Here is a 19,955-nt window from a genome sequence, read left to right on the forward strand (position 1 = left end):
AGGTTTGAGCATCATTAAGATGTTTTTAAACTTTCGAGTGAAAGTGAGTCTGCCATGCATGTTGGCGAGGCATATCTGCAAACCTTATCCCTCAATAAAAACGCGACCTTTGATGAAGTGCGGGAAGCCTATCAGGATCTGGTAATGGTTTGGCATCCCGATCGGTTTTTGCATAATCCTCGCCTCTATAAAAAAGCGGAAGCCAAACTAAAAGAATTTAACCAAGCCTACTCCTACTTAAAATCTCATCAATCTCGGTCTCGTAAAGCTGCGCCCCATCAACCGAAGACTGCTCCACCTGCGCGATCCAAAACACCGAAAAAGCGCCATGCTATGGCTTGTCCTTGGTTAACCTTTAGCGATGCTGCCTATATTCTCAATCACTACTCTTTTGAAGCAGTAGCACCCAAAGCTGCGGGGCACCAAACTTTCCATAGTGGGCCTTTTGTTTTAGATATCTGTAATCAGCCTGCAGAGGTGATTCTTTCAGTTCCTTGTGATTCGGTCCATGCCTTTGATCGGATTTTGCTGTCTATTCCCTGCAAGTCCCAAGGTCATTTTCAGCAAGAAGAAGCAAAACAGTTGCTCCATTTGCTGCAGGATCAAGGTCGCTAACAGCTTAAGCTGGGCAATCCCCTGGCTTGCGCTAAACTCGCTAATTCCCAGTCGGCTTCCTCCAGGCAGGTTTGGTTGAACTGGGCCCGATGGAGCCGGGCTCCCCGTAAACTGGCTCGCCGCAAATTTGCTCCGGTGAAGTTCACCTTACTCAAATTACTCCAAGCTAGGTCTATCTCTTCGGCATTGATATCTGTGAAGTTAGCCCGAACTAGATAGGCTTGACTACAGTGGGCTGCCCGCAGGTTGGCACGACTGAAATCTGCCCCATACAAATAAGCTCCTGTTAAGGTCGCATAGCTTAAGTTCGCCTGACTTAAGCCGGCCTGAATCAGGTTGGCTGCTGCTAGTTCTGCAAATCTTAAATCTGCTCTGTGGAGCTGGGCTGCTTCTAGTTCTGCTCGCCGAATATCTGCATGCTTTAAACTACAACCGACTAAGTTGGCTCGACTCAGTTCAGCTTCTAGCAAGACTGCTTCGTCTAAATCACCGCCAATTAAATTTGCATCTCTAAGATCGGCCCCTTGCAACTGAGCATGGTGGAGGTTGATGGCAACGCCTTCAATTCCTGTGAGCTGGGCTTCGATTAAGTTGGCACCACATAAAAGACTGTTGCTTAAGTTGACGCCTGTTAAGTTGGCTCCGCGTAAATTAGTGGATGTCAAGTCTGTATGGCTCAGGTCGAATGCCTGTAAATCCATTTGCCCTAGGTTACAGCCTGCAAGATTAGGAGACTTCTGGCTATGGTCCTGTCGCCACCGATTCCAAACGTCGGGGCCACGATATAAAAGGGCTAGATGTTCCCCTGCCATAGCAATCTTGTATTTGCTCATCTCAGCTATTCATTGCGATTACCGCCTAGAGGCTCGCGTCCAGGGACATGCTCAAGGGCATCCACTACAGCCACCGCTGCCGTTTTGATATCTCGTTCAGCTCCTCCCAAGTATAGTCGGCCAAAACTACCCACAGAGGTGATTTGTAAAATGTTGATCAATGCTGCTTTTTCAGCTTCATTAGCGGCAAGAGAGGCATAGGCCGCGGGCTGAACCTCCATAACATAGAGGGCCTGACCTGATAGCAGCATGTTGCCTCGGCTATTACGATTAATCAGTTGGGCATGGTGGGGATCTATATTGCGAATGATCTGGCTAGAGATTATTTGGGGGCTTAATCGTTCATTTTGTTTGACCCCTAGTGCTTCTAGCATGGCTCGACCTGCGGTTTGGGTCTCGGCTTGGCTACTGGCATGCACTTCCAGAACCCCATATAAGCGTTCCACCATTTGTACACCGGGTCGGACCACAGCCGCTTTAAGGGCAACATCCATGATCCGATTGATTTCAATCCCAGGGGAAATCTCTAACCACAGGGAGGTGTCGCCGGGTAAAGGTAAAAAACCTACCGCGACCTTGCCCATATAGGCAGCATGCTGAGCTTGGAGGCTATCTAAGTAAACATAGCTGCGTAATTCAACACCCAAAATAAAAATCTCCTGTCGATGAAAAATAAGTCCCGACGGATCGCCAAGGGCGACCACATCTGCACGAGGTGTTAGAGAGAGTCTCCATTGATGTATGAAACCACAGAACCGTCCTTTGAGTGGGTTTTTCCTCTGGTGGCAGGGGGATTAATCCTGGTGCCCTATCGCTTGGGCAGCTAGCCAGGCAGTGGTCCAGGCATTTTGAAAGTTAAATCCACCGGTGATGCCATCAATATCGATGACTTCGCCGGCAAAATGGAGTCCTGGACAACAGCGGCTTTCCATGGTTTTGAAGTTGATCTGTTTGAGGTCGACCCCACCACAGGTGACAAACTCGTCTTTGAATACTCCTTTACCCAGGACCTGAAACTTTCCTTGGGTCAGCTCTTGCAGTAGCGATCGCAATTGCTGTTTCGATACATCAGCCCAGCGCTGTTGCGGAGCAATCCCAGCAGCAGTGATCAGTTTTTGCCAGAGGCGTTGGGGCAATTTGACTGGGCAGTGATTTGCGATCGCACGTTTGGCAACGGCCGTTCGAGTTTTCCCCAATAGCTGGCGCAGGTCCTCATAGGAGTGATGGGGCACCCAGTTCACCGTCAATTCCCCCTGGTATCGACTTTGATGAAAGGCCCGAGCCCCCCAAGCGGAGAGTTTTAGGACTGCAGGACCACTCAACCCCCAATGGGTGACTAAGAGCGGCCCCCGCTGATCAAACTTTTGATCTCCCACGGTTAACCGTAACTGCACTGGAGCAACAGCGATACCGGCTAAGTCTTGCAATCTGGAATCCTTGATTTTGAAGGTAAATAAGGACGGCACGGGTGATACGAGGGTATGGCCGAGTTGCTGGGCGAGGCGATAACCGAGGGGATGACTGCCCGTGGCCAGGAGAATGCGATCGCACCGAAGTTTCTCCCCAGATTTGCACTGAATTGTGAACTGAGCCTCGTGGTGGATATGGGTCACCGACACCCCTGTTCGCACCTGAATTCCCAAGGTCTTGGCTGTCCGTTGCAGGCAGGCAATAATCGTTTCCGAATCATTCGTTTTGGGAAACATGCGGCCATCGGCTTCTGTTTTTAAGGAGACGCCGTGGGATTGAAACCAACGTACCGTATCTTGAGGCTGAAACCGACTAAACGCGCCTCTCAGGGCCTTAGATCCACGGGGATAGTTGCCCACGAGTTGAGTGGGTTCAAAGCAAGCATGGGTGACATTGCAGCGCCCGCCCCCTGAGATCCGGACCTTAGAGAGCAATTGCCCACTAGCTTCCAAAATCATAACTCGGGCTTGGGGATGGGCTTCTGCACAGGCAATGGCCCCCCAGAATCCGGCAGCTCCCCCGCCAATGACGACAATATTCACCACGTCTTTACACCTAAAATTAGGTGAAATTTAGGTCTGAGATGGGTTCTGCAAATAGGCATCTATGGCGTCTGATGCAACTTCAGTTAAGGTTTTGCCTTGCTCACTGGCCGTTGTCTTCAGACGATCATAGACATCTTCCCGAAGGTTGACCCGATGGCGGACTCGAGCGTTGCTGCTAGGAATTTTGCCTGTTTGCGTCGCCGGATCATAGGTATCCATGAACTGGCGTAGGGCATCAAACCCGATGCGATCGCAAAAATCACCAAAGCTTTCCGTGGTTTTGCTCTTTTGCTTAAAGAAAACTAAGAGCGGTTCTAGAGTCGTCTCCAGCTCGTCTATCGGCATGACTTCGAGGAAAGTTCTCGCTAACCGAGTCTGATTCGGACTTCCCCCTAACCAGAGCTGATAAGCTGTCGGCTTAATCCCCACAAATCCTAGCTCGGCCATATAGGGACGAGCACAACCATTCGGGCAACCCGTCATCCGAATGACAAAATGCTGTTCATTGAGCTCTAGCTTATTCAGTAGGATTCGGATGCGATCAATAATACCGGGGATGGCGCGTTCCGATTCTGCGATCGCCAATCCGCAGGTAGGCAAAGCTGGACAAGCCATGGCATAGCGAACCAGCGGATCAATTTCCGTCTCTGCCAGCACGCCTGCATTTTTCAAAATGCCTTGAATGGCCGCTTTGTTATTGGGCTGAATATTGTAAATAATCAGATTGTGATTGGCCGTCAGCCGCATGGGCAGATTGTACTGCTGGGTAATTTGACGCAGCGCTGACTTCAGCTGTAGCTTGCCATTATCAAAGACCCGGCCATTTTCAATCGAAATGCCCAAAAAGAGCTGGCCATCCCCCTGTTCATGCCAACCTAAGTAATCTTCATACTTAAATTCAGGCAGGGGTTGGCTAGGAGCGACGGATTTACCAAAATACTGTTCAACAATACTGCGAAACTTATCAATCCCCCAATCATTGATGAGGTATTTCATGCGGGCATGGCGACGCTGTTGACGATCACCATAATCGCGTTGAGTCGCTACGATCGCTTTGACTAAATCGTAGACATCCGCTTTGGCAACATAGCCCAAAGGCTCGGCAATCCGAGCAAAGGTCTCTTCCTTATTGTGAGTGCGGCCCATACCGCCACCCACGAACACATTAAATCCCTGGAGTTGCTCTTGGTCATCCAATATGACGACTAAACCCACATCCTGGGTATAGAGGTCGATAGAGTTGTCTCCCGGCACGGTAACGGCAATTTTGAACTTCCGGGGCATGTAATGCTCCCCGTAAATGGGCTCTTCTTTGTCGTCTAAATTGGTGCCGTTGGTATTGCGCTGTCGAGCGGCTTTAACATCAGGATGTTCTTCAGCCGATACAAACTTTTCCCCATCCAACCAGATCTCATAGTAGGCTCCGGTTTGGGGCGTCAGTAGGTCTGCGATCCGGTCAGCATACTCTTGGGCATAGGTATAGGCCGGTCGGTTTGTATAGGGAGCCGGGGGAGCCATCACATTACGGTTCAAATCCCCGCAGGCCCCTAGGGTTGAGCCCATACTTCGAATGATGGCGGCCATGACCGTTTTCAGATTTTGCTTGATGATGCCATGAATCTGAAATCCCTGCCGTGTCGTTGCCCGCAGCGTGTGATTTCCGTAGGTCTCACTCAATTCTTCTAGGGTGTTATATAGTTCAGCTGGAATGAATCCACCCGGACTTCGGGTTCGCAGCATAAACTGATAGTCTTTTTCCTGCCCTTTTTTTCGATTGTCGCGATTGTCTTGCTGATATGAGCCATGAAATTTAAGGATCTGAATGGCTTCTTCTGGCAAATTTCTCGCATCCGTCTGGAGTTCTGCAATTAACGGATGGCGCAGATGATGACTTCGCTCTTTAATCCCTTCCAATTTGGAAAGTTTAGGTGGAGTCGGTTGTTTAGGGGGAGCATTGACCATGAGGAAATAGGCAGTTGATGACAGTGATTAGGTAGCGAATCGAACGATTTCTACCCTTGAAAAAACGCTAGGCTGACGTAAATATATCCGAGCAATTCCAACGCGGAGATATTTAATGCCCGGTAAGTCGGTCGGGATATCGATGAATCATCTCTTATCTTATCACTGCTTCTTTTGAGCAAACCGTGACAGACACTAACAATGCCATAAGTGATTCCCCATCATCAACACTGCTGCTTAAGCTTTTTTACTAGCCCAGCTCTTCCCAGGATTAATGCACACTAGCGTCGCTAGTGTGCATTAACTTCATCTAAAACTCAAAAATGCTTATATAGAAGACCCGTCTAATAATGTCCCAAAGATTAGCCGATGGTGGTGCTAGCGTTGGGGATCGTGATTGGGCAAACACTGTCTCATCCAACACCGGTTTAAATAATCAATGCGATGATGTTGCCAAAAACGGCCTGGATTGAGAACCAGTTTAATATCCGAATGGAATAAGGGCTGATTGAGATATTGCCAAACGGGAAACCAATTTTGATGAGACTTAGAAATCATGACAGTTTAGGGTGTTGGGTGACTCAAGCGTTTAATCCAGGCAGGCGCAGCATCGGGAAGCCCTTGTACAGGTTCCATATCCTTAAAAAGCCCAATCTTAATAACTTTCATGAAGAATGAAGAGATCTCATAGGGATCCCCAGAAGTTATGTAAAATCCAGCCCAAGCAGATGGCAAAGGTGCTTGTCCAGCTGATCGTGATTTGGAATAAAAGACGCGCTCCGTATACGCTTAGAGTGCCCATAAATGTCGTAACATTTGTCACTGAATTTCTGCGATTCTGAAAAACTTTACAAACGACAAAATATTTAAGACGCCAAGTACCAGCGACAAAGTTTATGATTAATTAATAATTTCATTACAAAGTCCACAAGCGATTCGGCCATAGTGGAGGATGGGTTATTTCCTCACAGCCAATCCTGTGAATAACGGGTAAGGCCAAACTGTATTCGTTCCTAGGCAAACCGGGGGAGACTTTGTCGTTGGATGTCTCGAATGGGAGAGGAGAACGGTAACCGAATGCCCCCATTGCTGCGGTCTTGCAGATGCTGAATTCATTTTTAAGAGGAATCGAGCGTTTCCATGTCTTTATTTGATTGGTTTGCAAATCGACGAAAATCTCATCCTGTGACCAAAGCACAGCCAGAACGAGAGATTTCTGATGGCTTATGGTCGAAGTGTGAGTCGTGTGGTGCCCTGACTTACACCAAAGATTTACGGGCCAATCAAATGGTGTGCTTAGAATGTGGACATCATACTCGTGTCACCAGTGATGAGCGGATCTCACAGCTGATTGATGCGGAGACTTGGGTGGCAATGGACAATGACTTAGTCGCTTGTGATCCGCTTCAATTTCACGATCGCAAAGCCTATTGCGATCGCATTCTGGAATACCAGAGCAAAACAGGTCTACAAGATGCCGTCCAAACTGGCATAGGCGAACTCGACGGCCTACCCCTAGCCCTTGGCGTCATGGACTTCCGGTTTATGGGAGGAAGCATGGGATCTGTCGTGGGCGAGAAACTGACCCGCTTGATTGAGCATGCCACCCAGAATCGTCTGCCATTGGTGATTGTTTGCGCCTCAGGTGGCGCCCGGATGCAAGAAGGGATGCTTAGCCTAATGCAGATGGCTAAAACCTCTGCGGCCCTAGATCAGCACCGAACGAACCGCTTACTCTACATTCCATTGCTCACCCACCCCACAACCGGTGGCGTAACAGCTAGTTTTGCGATGCTTGGGGATATGATTTTGGCTGAGCCCAAAGCGACCATTGGCTTTGCAGGTCGCCGGGTCGTCGAACAGACTTTGCGAGAAAAGCTGCCAGACGACTTCCAGACAGCAGAATATTTGCTTAGTCATGGGTTTGTGGATGCCATTGTTCCTAGGCCGGAGTTAAAAGGAACCTTAGCCCGGCTGATTCGAATTCATGCTCAAATGCCGATGGCCTCAGATATTTCACCCGCAGCGGTTCCAGTTGCTGCTGCCATTGAATAGAGGGTAGTGGCCTAAACCTTGATCCCCTTCCATTCCAGATTTGACCAATTTATAGAATCTGGATTTGGGAAAGGGACGCCTCAATGGCATGATATTAGATGGGTCAACCTTAATAAAATCAGTACGTTAATGATTATGGGGTTTGCAGACCTATCGATCTCAGAAATAGCAGAGGACTATCATCTCTCTATTGAAGAGGTTTGTACATTATGCGATCGTCTGGGTGTTGCTTATAAAGCGCCCGACACCCGTTTAGCCCTGGAGGATGTCAAAGCACTTATTTTAGAAATTTTGGCTAACAAAGAAAACACCTAAGGTCAAGCCAATAGGTCATGACTCGGGTTTTAATTCAATTAAGCCTAAAACTCTTTTACTGCTTTATTCATGCCTTTTCCTCTTCTCATTTCTGCGGACTCCATCACTGTCACCAGCAACGGGCAGGTTTAGATAGAGTACCCGGTTCTGTAGAGTGGATTTAACTGTGTTGAGAGCCTGATAATTAAACGAAATTGAAAGGAGAACTATGCTGAAAAGATACATGTTGCTGGCGGTGGCTACAGTATTTTTTGCTTTTCAAGCATTCACCAGTACTGCAACTGCTGCTGAATTAGATGATGCGACTCGAACAGTTGCGTTAAATGAGGGGAGTACCGTTACTCTATCCACGCAGCAAGCGAAAGAGGGCCAGCGCTTATTCAACTTTGCCTGTGCAAACTGCCATATTGGTGGAGATACCAAAACTAATCCCAGCATCAACCTGTCCGCCTCTAGTTTGGCTGGCGCCAATCCCAGACGTGACAACGTTGAAAGTCTTGTGGATTACATGAACGAGCCCACTACTTACGATGGTTTTGACACCATTTCTGAAGTGCATCCTAGTACTCAAAGTACTGATGTTTTCCCTCTAATGAGAAACCTGTCTGATGACGACCTATTCGACATTGCAGGTCATATTCTCATTCAGCCTTCAGTGATTGGCGATCAGTGGGGTGGCGGTAAAGCTAACCGCTAAGTGTCCATTGGTTGTTGACCAGTATGAACGACGTTATCTTTATAAAGTTCATATTTAAGGCGCGCATCAAATGCTGAAATCGTGGCTCAAATGTTGTTTTCTTGCCGTTCTTTGGGTTTGTTTGGGAAGTCTCCCAAACAGTTCAATAGCCCAAGCTGGAGATATTGACGATTATATTGTTCGGTATCTTAAGGTGACAGAACCCGTTCCTATTGCAATAGATGCTTCGGGAGAGACTCAGTTGTTTTCTCCCGAAGAGCTGTCAGATGGGAAACGGTTGTTTGACGATAACTGTAAGAATTGCCATGTAGGTGGGGCGACGTTGCCAAATCCCGTGCAATCTTTGTCAATGAAGAATTTGCAAGGGGCAACCCCTTCTCGGGATAACGTTGCCAATCTCATTGAATTCCAACGAGAGCCAACTATTTACGATGGTAGCGATGTTAGCTTTTGGTGCCGCCAGGTCCCTGATACTTGGTTGCCCGATCAAGAACTGGCAAATCTGGAAGCCTTTATTCTCAGAGCTGCTGAAGTAGCTAGGGGTTGGGGCACTGAAGATGTTGCTGATGGCATAGATTTTACTTAAGGTTATTATCCTTAAACTGCCCTGATTCAGTTGATTAGAGCAACGTCGATGCCTTTAAGGTAACCTCTGTAATCCTACGAACTCTAAGTTTAGGGTTCTAAAGTTGCAGAGACGATCCTAAAATAGTTATGCGAGTTTATCGCATTTGCCATAACTAAGCACCGTATATATTCATCATTTGGTGTCTGGCGTTAATAAATTTGGCAGCACAGCTGTCAATATGAATTGAGAGGAGAAACACATTGAAAAAACTTCTATCTATTGCTTTGACTGCACTTGCTGTCCTAGCTTTTGCAATCAGCAGCCCTGTTTTAGCCGCTGATGCGGGTGCGGGTGCGGGTGTCTTTAATGCTAACTGTGCTGCTTGCCATGCAGGCGGCAACAATGTTGTCCAAGCAGATAAAACTCTGAAAGCAGATGCTTTATCTGCTAATGGCATGGACTCTGCTGATGCCATTATCAATCAGGTCACCAATGGTAAAGGTGGCATGCCTGCATTTGGTGCTAGCCTTTCCTCTGGCGATATCGAGAACGTTGCTGCATACGTTTTAGATCAAGCTGATAAGTGGTAAGTCTACTGAAATAACTAGTTCATAGTTTTCCCCCTCTTTAAATAAAGAGGGGGTTTTGTTTTGTTGGACTATTCCTAGCTTCCGATCTGTTGCTCACCATAGTTGGGTGGGTTTATGTCATCTTGTACCTAGTACCTGTCGAGGTTTCCCCATGCGCCGACCCCGTCCGTCTTATTTGTGGTCTTTAGGATTAGGACTGTTTTTGGCCTGTGCACTCCCTACGATTGGCTGGCAAGTCATCAGTGCTTCATCGGCGGTTAGTGTTGAGCAAAAGACTCTTTTAGACCAGTTAGCCGATGCCCAAGTGGTCTATTTGGGGGAAACCCATAACAGTGTGGCTGACCACAAAGCTCAATTAGCGATTATCCGAGGGTTATTTGAACGAGAACCCAAACTTGCGATCGCCATGGAGATGTTTCAGCGTCCCTTTCAAGATCCCATCGATCGCTATCTGGCCGGAGAGATTACAGAGGCACAGTTGCAAAAAGAAACGGAGTATCGTCAACGCTGGGGATTTGACTGGGAATTCTACGCCCCCGTTTTGCGCTTTGCTAAACAGCATCAACTGCCGGTTATTGCTCTTAATACCCCTAGGGAGATCACCAAAAAAGTGGGTCGGCAAGGGTTGGAAAGCCTCACCTCAGAAGACTACACCTTTATCCCTCCTTTAGCAGAGATCGACGTTAGCAATACTGCTTATCGTCAAAAACTTAAGACCATTTATGAACAATTTCATCCCGGCCCTGCTTCTGAAGAAGGGTTTGAGCGCTTTTTTGCCGCGCAAGTTCTTTGGGATGAGACGATGGCTGAAAAAATAGCCCAGACTGTTCGCCAACAGCCTGATCGGATTGTCGTTGTCTTAGCCGGAAAAGGCCATATTGAGCAAGGCTATGGTATCCCCGATCGGGTGGCACGACGTCTCAGCCAGTCTTCTGGGAAAGACCAGCCGTTTCGCCAGTCTTCTGTTTATCTCAATCCTACGGATGATGCTCGTAAGATAGCGAATCCTCCCGCTGCTAATTATTTTTGGACTCAGCCTGGATCGGAATAATCCAAGATCTCAACGTATGATTCTAGAAGTTGCCATCCTCGATGTGATTTCAGGAAAAGAAGCTCAGGTTCAGTCAGACTTTCTCTCTGTCATGCCAGGCTATCTGGAGCATGAGCTGCAGTGTTGTCTTGAATAACAATCACGTTATTTGTTGTTAGCTCACTGGCAAACCTTAGAGGATCATGGACAGGGCTTTGTCAATCTCCCTAGTATCAATGGTGGAAGACCACGCTACACCATCGCTAGGGTTCATTCCTGACTGTGGATTCTTATGCAGCTGCACTTTGATAAACACAGCTTTGATCAAAAGTGGCCCCCCAGGTCTGACCGAGAGCGATCGACATCCGGTCGTTTTGACGTCATCAACTCTTTCGTACCTCATAGGAGAACCCCATGCTAGAAAAGAACAGCAAAATTGCCCTAGTGACGGGGGCGAACCGTGGACTGGGGTTAGAGGTCTGTCGACAATTGGCCCAGCAAGGTGTTAGCGTCATCCTCACTGCTCGTGATCGCCAAAAGGGTGAACAAGCAGCGCAACAACTGCTGGAAGAAGGGCTTGAAGTGATTGTCAAGCCTTTAGATGTTTCAGATAATCAGAGTGTGGCCCAGTTAGTAAGCGAACTAGAAAGCGATCTCCAGCACTTAGATATTTTGATTAACAATGCAGGCATAAATTTTGACTTTCAGCAGCAAACTCTAGCGGCTGATTTGGATGATGTCCAGAATACTTTGAATACGAACCTGTTTGGAGCCTGGCGCATGACTCAGGCGTGCTTGCCGCTGCTGGAGAAGAGTCAGCATGGGCGGATTGTAAATGTTTCTAGTGGTGCGGGGTCGTTTGCCGGTCCCAGAGGTCTGCAGGAACAAAGCGGGGGATTGCCAGCTTATGGAATATCTAAGACGGCCTTGAATGCTCTAACTGTCAAGCTGAGTCGATCGCTGCTAGAGACAGGTATTTTGGTGAATGCGGTATGTCCGAATTTTACTGCAACTTATCCCGGCACAGAAAAGATGGGTGCGAGACCCGTTCCTGAGGGGGCATCTGGAATTGTTTGGGCTGCAATGTTACCGGATGATGGTCCTACAGGTGGATTTTTCCGAGATGGTCAACCACTCCCTTGGTAGGGGCTATGTGACTGCAGATTAGGGAGTTGAGATGCGCTTGCCCCATCAATATGGTAAATCGCAAGATTCGCTTAATCATCAGCCTCAATGGGAATACTAGGGATAGGTATGACCATCAATATTATTACTATGAAAAAATCTATTTCATTTTTTACTGCTGCTAACGGCAACTTGGTTTGGTGGCTTGGCGCTAAATGCTGAGGCCAGATCTACTTGCGCTGTTGGACAGAGAGGTGAAGTTTTATGGAAAGGGAAATGGTATCCAGCTCAGGTTCTTGATGCTAATGGTCGACAATGCTATATCACCTATGACGGCTATAGCAGTTCTTGGGATGAGTGGGTAGGCCCCAATCGTTTTCGTCCCTATGCTCCTGCCTCCTCTAATTCTGCCTATCGAGCGGGACAATCGGTACAGATTTTGTGGAAAGGAAAGTGGTACCCCGGAAAGGTTCTGGATGTCAGCGGTAACCGTTACTTTATTACTTACGATGGCTATAGCAGTTCTTGGAATGAGTGGGTTTCTCCCGCTCGACTGAGCCGATAAGCATTGACACTATTGCTGTTCATAGATTTGCTGCAATAGCCAGACAGTCATGGAATAGCGCGTCGGTTTTAAAGGCTTGAGGATTAATGTGGGTGAGGCTAGCCTGATAGCCTTGCCCTTGGAGTTGTGCAATCATGCGATCGCGTTTGGGTATATCCATTTTTCCTCGCCGTCCAATGTCTGCAACGGAGTAGAAATAAGGCGGCATTAGTGCTTCTGCTTGCATAATCTGTAGGAGTTGAACCCGGTCTGACCAACCCCAATCTTCAGCCAGTTGCTCCATAGATGCTACCCAAGTTGGATCATGCAATGGCCCTAACCACATGGGACCGCTAAGGGTTAAGGGTGGGCCTTGGTTTGGGCAGGTGGCTCGACTGAGCTTTTCCCAAGAGACCGTTTGATAGTGACCGCAGTGGTGACAATAGCCGATAAATCCCAGACCATTCTGAGGTTGGGGGGAGGTTACCTGGACGAGCACTCGATAGATTTGACCTTGAAAGTACGAGAAAATGGGCTGAATATCCCGTCCTAGGGCTTGGGCTTGTTGCCAGCAAATGCCTAATAATAGCCGTAGTCCTTGCTCATGGGCAGCAGGATGAGATCGCACCCATGCTCCCAGTAATCGTTGACTATGTTTGGGATTATGTCCGGCTAAGGTGCGGCTATCGGTGCCCGTGATGTAAAGTAATCCGCCTAATTTGACGGTTTGCAGACAGCCTTGCAGGAAAGGGGTGGGCAAGCCAAAACTATCCAAGTCGATAAAATCAAAACTCTCGTGATGGTGGCACTCATGGAGTAGCTGTGCTGCTGAGTGATACGAAAGCTGATACCGCTCCGGGGGCAGTTGGCTCAAGTTATCGGTTAGAACCTTTGCCATGTCAGGATTGGCATCGTTGGCCCAGATCCAATCTGCATTACTTTCCAGGGTATAGCGTTGCGATCGCACCCCGCATCCAGTCATGACATCTAATAGGCGGAGGTGGCCCATTTGTTGGCGATAGACAGCGGCTGCTAATATGCCTAAATCCCGGGCGGGGCGACTGCTCGGGCGAAAAAATGCTGGCCCCACGCTAAATAGAGCTTTGCCTTCAAGGTTTGGGCTCTTTAACACAACTCGGTAATGAGTTGTGTCACCGATTCTTGGGTGAGGGTCGTGACGATAAAGACTTCTTGTACCGTTTTGCCTGAGCGGGCCAGAACTTTAAATCCGCCCCGAATGGGGACTGAAATTCGAAGTTTTAAGTGGGGAGTATGGCCCTTTACCCGGCTAATCACACCAGGCGTAACGGTTTTAATGCCTGGATAGTGAATCAATTTTCCTAAAATCGCGAGTAAGCCGGGAATATGGGTGGAGTGGTTGAGCACTAATCGGCCTTTACTCGCAGACATACTTCAGTCGGCCTCCAATGGTGCCATGGTTAAGCCCGCTCGCTGGAGCTGCATATGGTAGAGTTCTGCTTGTTCTTGAGGGCCCACCCAAACGATGGCCTGTCCTTCGAAATGAATTTGATTGGTTAATTCCCAAGCCTTATCAGACGTCATATGGGGAACATAGGTCATTAATGTCTTGGCTACGTGCTCAAATGTATTGACATCATCATTGACCACAATCACCTTGAAATTCGGATAGGGTTTCCGAACCGTCTTTTGTGCCTGTTTGTCTTCAGGGCGGGTAACAGGCGTTTGCACTGCGGTTATCGCCATGCATGGACTATCTAGCTCAGAAAGCTTAAGCATGAGCTTAATTATTAAAGGTAAGGAATTAATTAGTTTACATTAGTTTAGCTTGTTGATATTAAGTTGCCTATGCCCAATTTCCTAAGCCGCTATATCTCTAGCCTAAACCGAATATTCTTAAGGAGTAGGTCTGTTTTTTTCGACTACTCTGTTGACAACTTGACGCCCATGACCCATGCCCAGCGACTCATTCCCGGTACTCTGCAAGCACAACTGATTCATCGAACCCAACAGGCGAAGCATTGTGGTGCTTTGCACTCGATTGCCACACATTATGAGCCATTGACCGATGGAGAACTGGAGTTTATGGTGCGGATTGTCTCTAATTTGGCGCGCAAAGCGACAGTGCTCAAAACACCTAAACCCAAAGACTTTAATCCCTTTCTCCCTTACGAAGAAGATCTGTTTGTATCTGATCTGTCGGATCAGCATCTCGTCTTGTTGAATAAATTCAATGTGGTAGATCATCATTTGCTGATGGTGACGCGGGACTTTGTCAGTCAAAAAACGTGGCTCGATGCTGCCGATTGTTTGGCGTTAGCCATTGTCTTAAGTGAAATGAAAGGGCTGGCTTTCTATAACGGCGGGTGGGCGGCGGGTGCGAGTCAGCCCCATAAGCATTTGCAGATGGTGCCCTTACCGTTTTTTCCTGATCGCCCTGATTTACCGATTTCACCATTAATATCTGCAGCTGCTTTACAAGGTATTGGTCAGAGTCCAGCTTTGCCGTTTGTGCATGGGATCGCACCTCTGTCTTTAGACTGGACAGATTCTCCTCAGACCCTAGCTTCGTTATTGCTAGACACCTATTACCAACTCTTAGGGGCTATTGGTTTACCATGGCAACCTGATACTCCTGAAGCGACAGGTGCCTATAATCTTCTGGTCACCAGAGATTGGATGTTGATGGTACTACGTTCGCAACCCAGCTTTGAAGATGTTGCCATTAATGCTTTGGGGTTTGCCGGATCTTTACTGGTACGTAACCCACAGGAGTTAGAGCATTTGAAGCAGGTTGGGCCAATGACCGTCTTACAGAATGTAGGTGTTGCTCTGTAAAGTGCAGTCTGGCTTGGGTGGCTGTTTGCTCTTCTCAACTGGTCTGGCCATCAAGCGAAGAAGTTGCAATGGACTCATTGCCGATTTAAGTAAGGTTGCTTGCAAGAACTCGTTACAAAAATGATTTAATTCTTGGATCGCCAAAAAGCTTTATAGGCAAAAGACTTGAGCTGATAAAGCTTTCGTCTTTGTCGATTGGTGACGTCAATTTCTTTACATTTCATAATGCTTGTGTTACATTTATTTACATAAGCAAATAAAGCATTTACGGAGCACTTCCAATGACTAAAGGATTCACTTCAGACGACCGCGGTTACGTTAACAGTTTTGCTGTTGAGCCTAAGACCTCTGTTCAAGAAGAGCCCGTATTTGGTTTTAACAAGAATGCCGAAAGAATCAGTGGACGCCTAGCCATGGTCGGCTTTATGTCTATTCTTCTTTTAGAACTAGCCACTAACGTCAACTTCATTCAAATTGTGACTGGTGTCTAACAACTGACCCAATTCGTTTGACCCTCACTTGAGATAGCTGAGGGTCTGCTTTGGATGGGGGGATTCTATCCAAGCCTCGCTGTTAGACCTAAAAGCTATGTTAGTTGACCTTCACTCCGACTCTCTTATTGAACAATATACGAACGGTATTCGAGACTTTAGCTCTACAATTCTGATGGGTGATAGTCTCTGTGAACTGTTGCTAAATGGCATTAATTTTGAGCAGGCAAATCTAGCTCGGGTCAATATGAGCCTGACACAGTTTCGAGGTAGCAACCTCAGAGGTGCTAATTTATCCCAAGGATTACTGTGGCGAACGGACTTTATGGATGCTTGTTTGGAAGTTGCCAACTTAAGTCAATCCAAACTGATTCGGGCAACTCTAACACGAGCTAACTTAAAGCAAGCCCAACTGGCAAAAGCAGATCTAAGGGTGGCAAATTTACGCGCAGCAAGTTGTCCAGGGGCAAATCTGGCAGGGGCAGACCTTCGCTATTCCGATCTCACTGGCATTAACCTCAAAGGTGCAAATTTAACGGGTGCAGATTTAACGGGTGCAGATTTAACGGGCGCAGATTTGAGTGGAGCAATCTTGACAGGTACCATTCTTAGGCAAGTAGATTTGAGTCAGGTTATTTTAAAGGATGTGGACTGGAACCATCGCCACATAAATGTTCTAGAAAACAATCCAGTGTTGACTGCTACTGAATAGTGTTCATCTAGCAGCGACTATAATTTGAGGATGTAGCGGCTTGCGATCTCACCCCCCATGCTGACCCTCAGAGATTACGACAATTCAGATATTGAAGCTTTGTTAGCTCTGGCTAACAACAAGTTAGTATCGCGTTTTTTGGTCTATACCTTTCCTTATCCCTACACAAGAGCCGATGCAGAATGGTGGATATCTGCAGGGGTAAAGGCTGAAGGAGATGTGACGAAAGTCATCGAATATAATGGTCAGTTTGCAGGTAGTGTCGGCATAGCTCGTAAAACAGGTTGGCGCGATCACCTGGCTGAAATTGGGTACTGGCTGGGAGAACCTTATTGGGGTAATGGAATAGCGACCCAAGCAGTTCAACAGATGACTGACTATGCTTTCTCAGACCTAAAACTGCAGAAGCTCTATGCTCTTATTCTGGCTCCTAATACAGTGTCCATGAGAGTAGTCGAGAAATGTGAATATGAGCTAGAAGGGGTTCTTAAACGAGAAGTGTTTAAGGATGGACAATATTACGATGTCCATCGCTTTGCCAAGGTTTTAAAGATTTAACCCATAACCTCACCCCTGATAGAAACAGGTCTCTAGTCTGATAGGCTCCTGTAAGCATCGTCGATGCAGTACTTGTAGCTTGCACGATCATGCTTTGCGATCACAAAAACTCTGTTGCTTCCAGATAGAGATTTATCCTAGTTCATGCTAATCAGCATGAACTAAATTTCAATTTAAGGCTTTGGAAGAGAAAACATAAAATCGGTTGTTTTTGGGCTTGAACTCTACTGGTTTTGACATGCATGGCATGTGGTTTTTTCTATGTGTATTTAGATCTATAAGTCTTGTTTTGTATGGCTATTATGCTAGTAGTAACTCTGCTTGAACGCACTAAAAAATCTTAAGATAAACGGAATTTGTGCGAAGTAATAGTCTAACCTCATTCATCCTGAGACTTATGGGCACAGTAAGGTGAAGCTAAAATTATGGATCAATATAGGATAAATAGAGGTAGAAAGCTTCAAGTCATTGATTTGATGCAAAAAATGAGTGCTTTTGTGCTGAAATTAATAAAATAATGATTTTTCCCTTATTAGAGAGGCTAGATCGAAAGAGTCTAAATTATTAAGTAAAGGGCCAGAAAGAGAAATAGATTGATTTTCTTGTCCAGACTTTATAAACTCATAAAGTTGGAATTGAGTCGTGGTTGATGGACTGCTATCTCTAAGAAGAAGATTGCTATATCCAAGTTTATTGCTCTTTTATGTATATAGCTTTTGATGTAATTTAAGCTCGGACTTGACTATGAAGTGCTACCCAATTATATCTTTGATTACATTGCCATTAGTTGCTGGTGCGACCTTGTGGCTGAGTCGTTCCCCAGCGCAAGCGAGCGAACCAAGATTTAGCTGTGGCCAAAGCAACAATACGCCAACAACGTTGGCTAAAACGAAACAAGGTTTTGTTGCAGTGATCCGGTGGACATCAGAGCACTTTGCAGGTTCAGGCTGGACTCCCGAAGCCCGTTGCCAAAAAGTATCGGGATTGTTTGAGCAATACTATCGAGATGGGTCACTCAATTATGTAACCACTGGTCGAGATGTAGAGACTGAACAAAATGTTGTCTGTGTTGCGCCTGCTCCGAAGCAAAAGTGTACAGGTATTTTATTTACCCTAAAACCAGGAAGTAATCCAGGTAAAACACTTCAGAAGTTGATGGATTTGCGGGTACGAGCTTCCCATGATCCACTCAATGAAACGAATCGACGTATCTACATCGAGATGGATGAGTTCTTGAACTCCAGACCAACTATTAATTCCACCGATTCGGCTCCGTCTGAAACCTCAACGCCGTCTCAACCTCAGCCATCTGAAAATTCGACACCGTCTCAACCTCAGCCAGACGATGTTTGGTAGCTCACGGGGGTGAGTTCCAGTGCTGTGTTTTCTGGGCATGAACTTGAAGTGAAGGTTGATTGGGTAAGCATATTGAGCATGAGGAACTGGTAAATGAAATTTGGTTATGGAATTCCATCTGTACTGGTTGGGGTAGTAACTGTTGTTGTGGTGCAAGGGCAAGCTGTTCTAGCTCTCACTGCTTCACAGGTGGCTAATATTGCTGAGCAAATCAGCGTGAAGATTGATGGGCAAGCACCTGGCTCAGGGGTAATGATTGCCAAGCAAGACAAGACTTATTTTGTGCTGACAGCAGCCCATGTAGTGGCAACAGACGATGAGTATGACGTGATTACGCCAGATAATCAGCGCCACTCTTTGAGCTATGCCCAGGTTAAAAAATTGCCTGGTGTTGACCTTGCCGTGGTGCAGTTCAGTAGTGAAAAGCCCTATCAAGTGGCTAATTTGGGTAATTCCAGTCAATCGCAACGAGGAATGACCACTTATGTTGCTGGGTGGCCGTTAACAGGAACAGCGATTACTCAACCTACCCTGTTGTTTCAGCAGGGTATTGTCTCTGCTAATTCTCAGGTGAAGCAAGATGACGGTTACGGCTTAATTTATACCAACAACACCTTGCCAGGTATGTCTGGGGGGCCAGTGCTGAGTGAAGAAGGAACGTTAGTTGGTATTCATGGCCGGGGAGAAACGGATCGCCAGGCAAGCACCCGTAATCCAGATGTAGTGGTGAAGGTGGGCTATAACCTGGGAATTCCGATTAGTACGTTTTTGTCCTTAGCGCCTCAATCTGGAATAGATCTAGACTTACAGGTTGCTACTGCTCAAGCGCCCGATCCGAGTGCGACTGCAAAGCCCTCAAAGGTGGATGACTTGATTGCCCAAAGTGGCAATCAACTCTATCAAGGCAATAATGAGGCCGCTTTAGGGGCTCTAAATCAAGCGATTGAAACGGATCCTAATGCAGCGGATGCTTACCGTTTAAGGGCGGATGCTCGTATGTCTTCGATCGGCTGGAGTTTTTTGGAGGGTCGGTCTAGAAAGAATCGCGATATTGTCTTGGCTGCACAACAAGATATCAATGAGGCGATTCGCCTAAACCCTGATTTGAGTGATGCTTATACCATCAGAGCTTATCTAAAGTTTGTTTTGAAAGATGGATCGGGTGCAACATCGGATATTAACCAGGCCCTGAGGTTAGATTCTCAAGCTGCGATGCCTTATATTCTGCGTGCAAATCTATTGACCGAAAAGCAGCAGTGGCAGAATGCCATTGCGGATGCCAATGCTGCATTGAAACTGGATGCTAATTCCCCCTATGCGGCGTTTGCCTATAATGCCCGAGGTCTAGCACGGGCCAGTACTAGAGATATTTCTGGAGGACTGCAGGATTTGACCCAGGCCATCAGCCTGTCTCCTAGCAATGCGTTGTTCTATATGAATAGAGGAACGGTGCTGGCCCTTAGCGGTAAAAGAAATGAGGGACGGGCCGATCTGGAGAAAAGCGCCAGTTTGGCACAACAAAAAGGTCGTACTGAAGTTTACAAAGAGGTAACCAAACGATTGAATTTACTAAAACGTTTGCCTTAGGGGCTGGCGTATTTTGATCGCTTATTCTTGCATCGGCTAAAACCTACATTCTTCCGTAAAAGTGGTTGGAAAATGTGCTTAACCC

At 46.9% G+C, this 19,955-nt stretch carries 24 protein-coding genes; 15 read left to right on the forward strand and 9 right to left on the reverse strand.

Annotated elements, in window-relative coordinates; genetic code table 11:
• Positions 1-54 precede the first annotated feature (54 nt).
• On the forward strand, positions 55-615 hold the full coding sequence (locus HRE53_RS16350; RefSeq protein ID WP_235107222.1) for a DnaJ domain-containing protein: 561 nt from the start codon (positions 55-57) through the stop codon (positions 613-615).
• Here the strand turns inward: HRE53_RS16350 and HRE53_RS16355 are convergent.
• The 5 genes from HRE53_RS16355 to HRE53_RS16375 form a co-directional block, all read right to left on the reverse strand.
• The gene (locus tag HRE53_RS16355; RefSeq protein WP_235107223.1) at positions 612-1,448 is read right to left on the reverse strand and encodes a pentapeptide repeat-containing protein; all 837 of its coding nucleotides are present in this window, start codon (positions 1,446-1,448) and stop codon (positions 612-614) included. The genes HRE53_RS16350 and HRE53_RS16355 overlap by 4 nt on opposite strands.
• Before the next feature lie 5 nt (positions 1,449-1,453).
• A complete protein-coding gene (locus tag HRE53_RS16360) occupies positions 1,454-2,095 on the reverse strand; it encodes a hypothetical protein (protein ID WP_212666124.1) in 642 nt (213 codons plus the stop codon).
• Positions 2,096-2,242: 147 nt separating this feature from the next.
• On the reverse strand, positions 2,243-3,463 hold the full coding sequence (locus HRE53_RS16365; RefSeq protein ID WP_212664384.1) for an NAD(P)/FAD-dependent oxidoreductase: 1,221 nt from the start codon (positions 3,461-3,463) through the stop codon (positions 2,243-2,245).
• Positions 3,464-3,490: 27 nt separating this feature from the next.
• On the reverse strand, positions 3,491-5,425 hold the full coding sequence (sir, locus tag HRE53_RS16370; protein WP_212664385.1) for a sulfite reductase, ferredoxin dependent: 1,935 nt from the start codon (positions 5,423-5,425) through the stop codon (positions 3,491-3,493).
• Between the two features lie 378 nt (positions 5,426-5,803).
• Positions 5,804-5,983, reverse strand: coding sequence for a hypothetical protein (locus tag HRE53_RS16375; RefSeq protein WP_212664386.1), 180 nt, complete (start codon positions 5,981-5,983; stop codon positions 5,804-5,806).
• Between the two features lie 582 nt (positions 5,984-6,565).
• On the opposite strand from HRE53_RS16375, the gene accD reads away from it, so the two are divergent.
• From accD to HRE53_RS16405, 6 genes are all read left to right on the forward strand, one after another.
• Positions 6,566-7,480 (forward strand): acetyl-CoA carboxylase, carboxyltransferase subunit beta, encoded by a 915-nt coding sequence (gene accD / locus HRE53_RS16380; protein ID WP_212664387.1) that lies wholly within the window; start codon positions 6,566-6,568, stop codon positions 7,478-7,480.
• A gap of 135 nt (positions 7,481-7,615) precedes the next feature.
• On the forward strand, positions 7,616-7,795 hold the full coding sequence (locus HRE53_RS16385) for a translation initiation factor IF-2 (RefSeq protein WP_212664388.1): 180 nt from the start codon (positions 7,616-7,618) through the stop codon (positions 7,793-7,795).
• A 208-nt stretch (positions 7,796-8,003) separates the two neighbouring features.
• Positions 8,004-8,492 (forward strand): photosystem II cytochrome c-550, encoded by a 489-nt coding sequence (psbV, locus tag HRE53_RS16390; RefSeq protein WP_212664389.1) that lies wholly within the window; start codon positions 8,004-8,006, stop codon positions 8,490-8,492.
• Between the two features lie 70 nt (positions 8,493-8,562).
• A complete protein-coding gene (gene psbV2, locus HRE53_RS16395) occupies positions 8,563-9,078 on the forward strand; it encodes a photosystem II cytochrome PsbV2 (RefSeq protein ID WP_212664390.1) in 516 nt (171 codons plus the stop codon).
• Positions 9,079-9,320: 242 nt separating this feature from the next.
• On the forward strand, positions 9,321-9,650 hold the full coding sequence (petJ, locus tag HRE53_RS16400) for a cytochrome c6 PetJ (RefSeq protein WP_212664391.1): 330 nt from the start codon (positions 9,321-9,323) through the stop codon (positions 9,648-9,650).
• Positions 9,651-9,801: 151 nt separating this feature from the next.
• The gene (locus HRE53_RS16405) at positions 9,802-10,701 is read left to right on the forward strand and encodes a ChaN family lipoprotein (RefSeq protein ID WP_212664392.1); all 900 of its coding nucleotides are present in this window, start codon (positions 9,802-9,804) and stop codon (positions 10,699-10,701) included.
• A gap of 172 nt (positions 10,702-10,873) precedes the next feature.
• Here HRE53_RS16405 and HRE53_RS35195 read toward each other — a convergent pair whose 3' ends face one another.
• Positions 10,874-11,083, reverse strand: a complete 210-nt coding sequence (locus HRE53_RS35195) for a hypothetical protein (protein ID WP_235107224.1) — start codon at positions 11,081-11,083, stop codon at positions 10,874-10,876.
• Between the two features lie 11 nt (positions 11,084-11,094).
• Here HRE53_RS35195 and HRE53_RS16415 point away from each other — a divergent pair, with 11 nt between their 5' ends.
• Entirely contained in the window at positions 11,095-11,826 is a 732-nt protein-coding gene (locus tag HRE53_RS16415; RefSeq protein ID WP_235107225.1) for an SDR family oxidoreductase, read from the forward strand.
• 184 nt (positions 11,827-12,010) lie between these two features.
• Complete coding sequence (locus HRE53_RS16420) at positions 12,011-12,370, forward strand: agenet domain-containing protein (protein ID WP_235107226.1); 360 nt, start codon at positions 12,011-12,013, stop codon at positions 12,368-12,370.
• A 19-nt stretch (positions 12,371-12,389) separates the two neighbouring features.
• Here HRE53_RS16420 and HRE53_RS16425 read toward each other — a convergent pair whose 3' ends face one another.
• The 3 genes from HRE53_RS16425 to clpS are packed head-to-tail and all read right to left on the reverse strand — an operon-like array spanning position 12,390 to position 14,074.
• Positions 12,390-13,481 (reverse strand): tRNA (guanine-N1)-methyltransferase, encoded by a 1,092-nt coding sequence (locus HRE53_RS16425; protein ID WP_235107227.1) that lies wholly within the window; start codon positions 13,479-13,481, stop codon positions 12,390-12,392.
• Positions 13,475-13,759 (reverse strand): DUF2103 domain-containing protein, encoded by a 285-nt coding sequence (locus HRE53_RS16430; RefSeq protein ID WP_212664397.1) that lies wholly within the window; start codon positions 13,757-13,759, stop codon positions 13,475-13,477. The genes HRE53_RS16425 and HRE53_RS16430 overlap by 7 nt, the downstream gene beginning before the upstream one ends.
• A gap of 3 nt (positions 13,760-13,762) precedes the next feature.
• Complete coding sequence (gene clpS, locus HRE53_RS16435) at positions 13,763-14,074, reverse strand: ATP-dependent Clp protease adapter ClpS (RefSeq protein WP_212666125.1); 312 nt, start codon at positions 14,072-14,074, stop codon at positions 13,763-13,765.
• A gap of 201 nt (positions 14,075-14,275) precedes the next feature.
• Here clpS and HRE53_RS16440 point away from each other — a divergent pair, with 201 nt between their 5' ends.
• The 6 genes from HRE53_RS16440 to HRE53_RS16465 all read left to right on the forward strand — a co-directional run bounded on the left by HRE53_RS16440 (position 14,276) and on the right by HRE53_RS16465 (position 19,870).
• Positions 14,276-15,166, forward strand: a complete 891-nt coding sequence (locus HRE53_RS16440) for a DUF4922 domain-containing protein (protein WP_212664398.1) — start codon at positions 14,276-14,278, stop codon at positions 15,164-15,166.
• A gap of 281 nt (positions 15,167-15,447) precedes the next feature.
• A complete protein-coding gene (locus HRE53_RS16445) occupies positions 15,448-15,657 on the forward strand; it encodes a chlorophyll a/b-binding protein (protein WP_212664399.1) in 210 nt (69 codons plus the stop codon).
• Between the two features lie 97 nt (positions 15,658-15,754).
• Positions 15,755-16,369 carry a pentapeptide repeat-containing protein gene (locus HRE53_RS16450; protein WP_235107228.1) on the forward strand — a complete coding sequence of 205 codons (615 nt, stop codon included), beginning with the start codon at positions 15,755-15,757 and terminating at the stop codon, positions 16,367-16,369.
• 57 nt (positions 16,370-16,426) lie between these two features.
• Positions 16,427-16,927, forward strand: coding sequence for a GNAT family N-acetyltransferase (locus HRE53_RS16455; protein ID WP_235107229.1), 501 nt, complete (start codon positions 16,427-16,429; stop codon positions 16,925-16,927).
• Between the two features lie 768 nt (positions 16,928-17,695).
• On the forward strand, positions 17,696-18,283 hold the full coding sequence (locus HRE53_RS16460) for a COP23 domain-containing protein (RefSeq protein ID WP_235107230.1): 588 nt from the start codon (positions 17,696-17,698) through the stop codon (positions 18,281-18,283).
• 93 nt (positions 18,284-18,376) lie between these two features.
• Positions 18,377-19,870 (forward strand): serine protease, encoded by a 1,494-nt coding sequence (locus HRE53_RS16465; RefSeq protein WP_212664403.1) that lies wholly within the window; start codon positions 18,377-18,379, stop codon positions 19,868-19,870.
• Positions 19,871-19,955 lie beyond the last annotated feature (85 nt).

This window comes from Acaryochloris sp. 'Moss Beach' (genome assembly GCF_021497025.1).
GTDB classification, from domain to species: Bacteria; Cyanobacteriota; Cyanobacteriia; order Thermosynechococcales; family Thermosynechococcaceae; genus Acaryochloris; species Acaryochloris marina_A.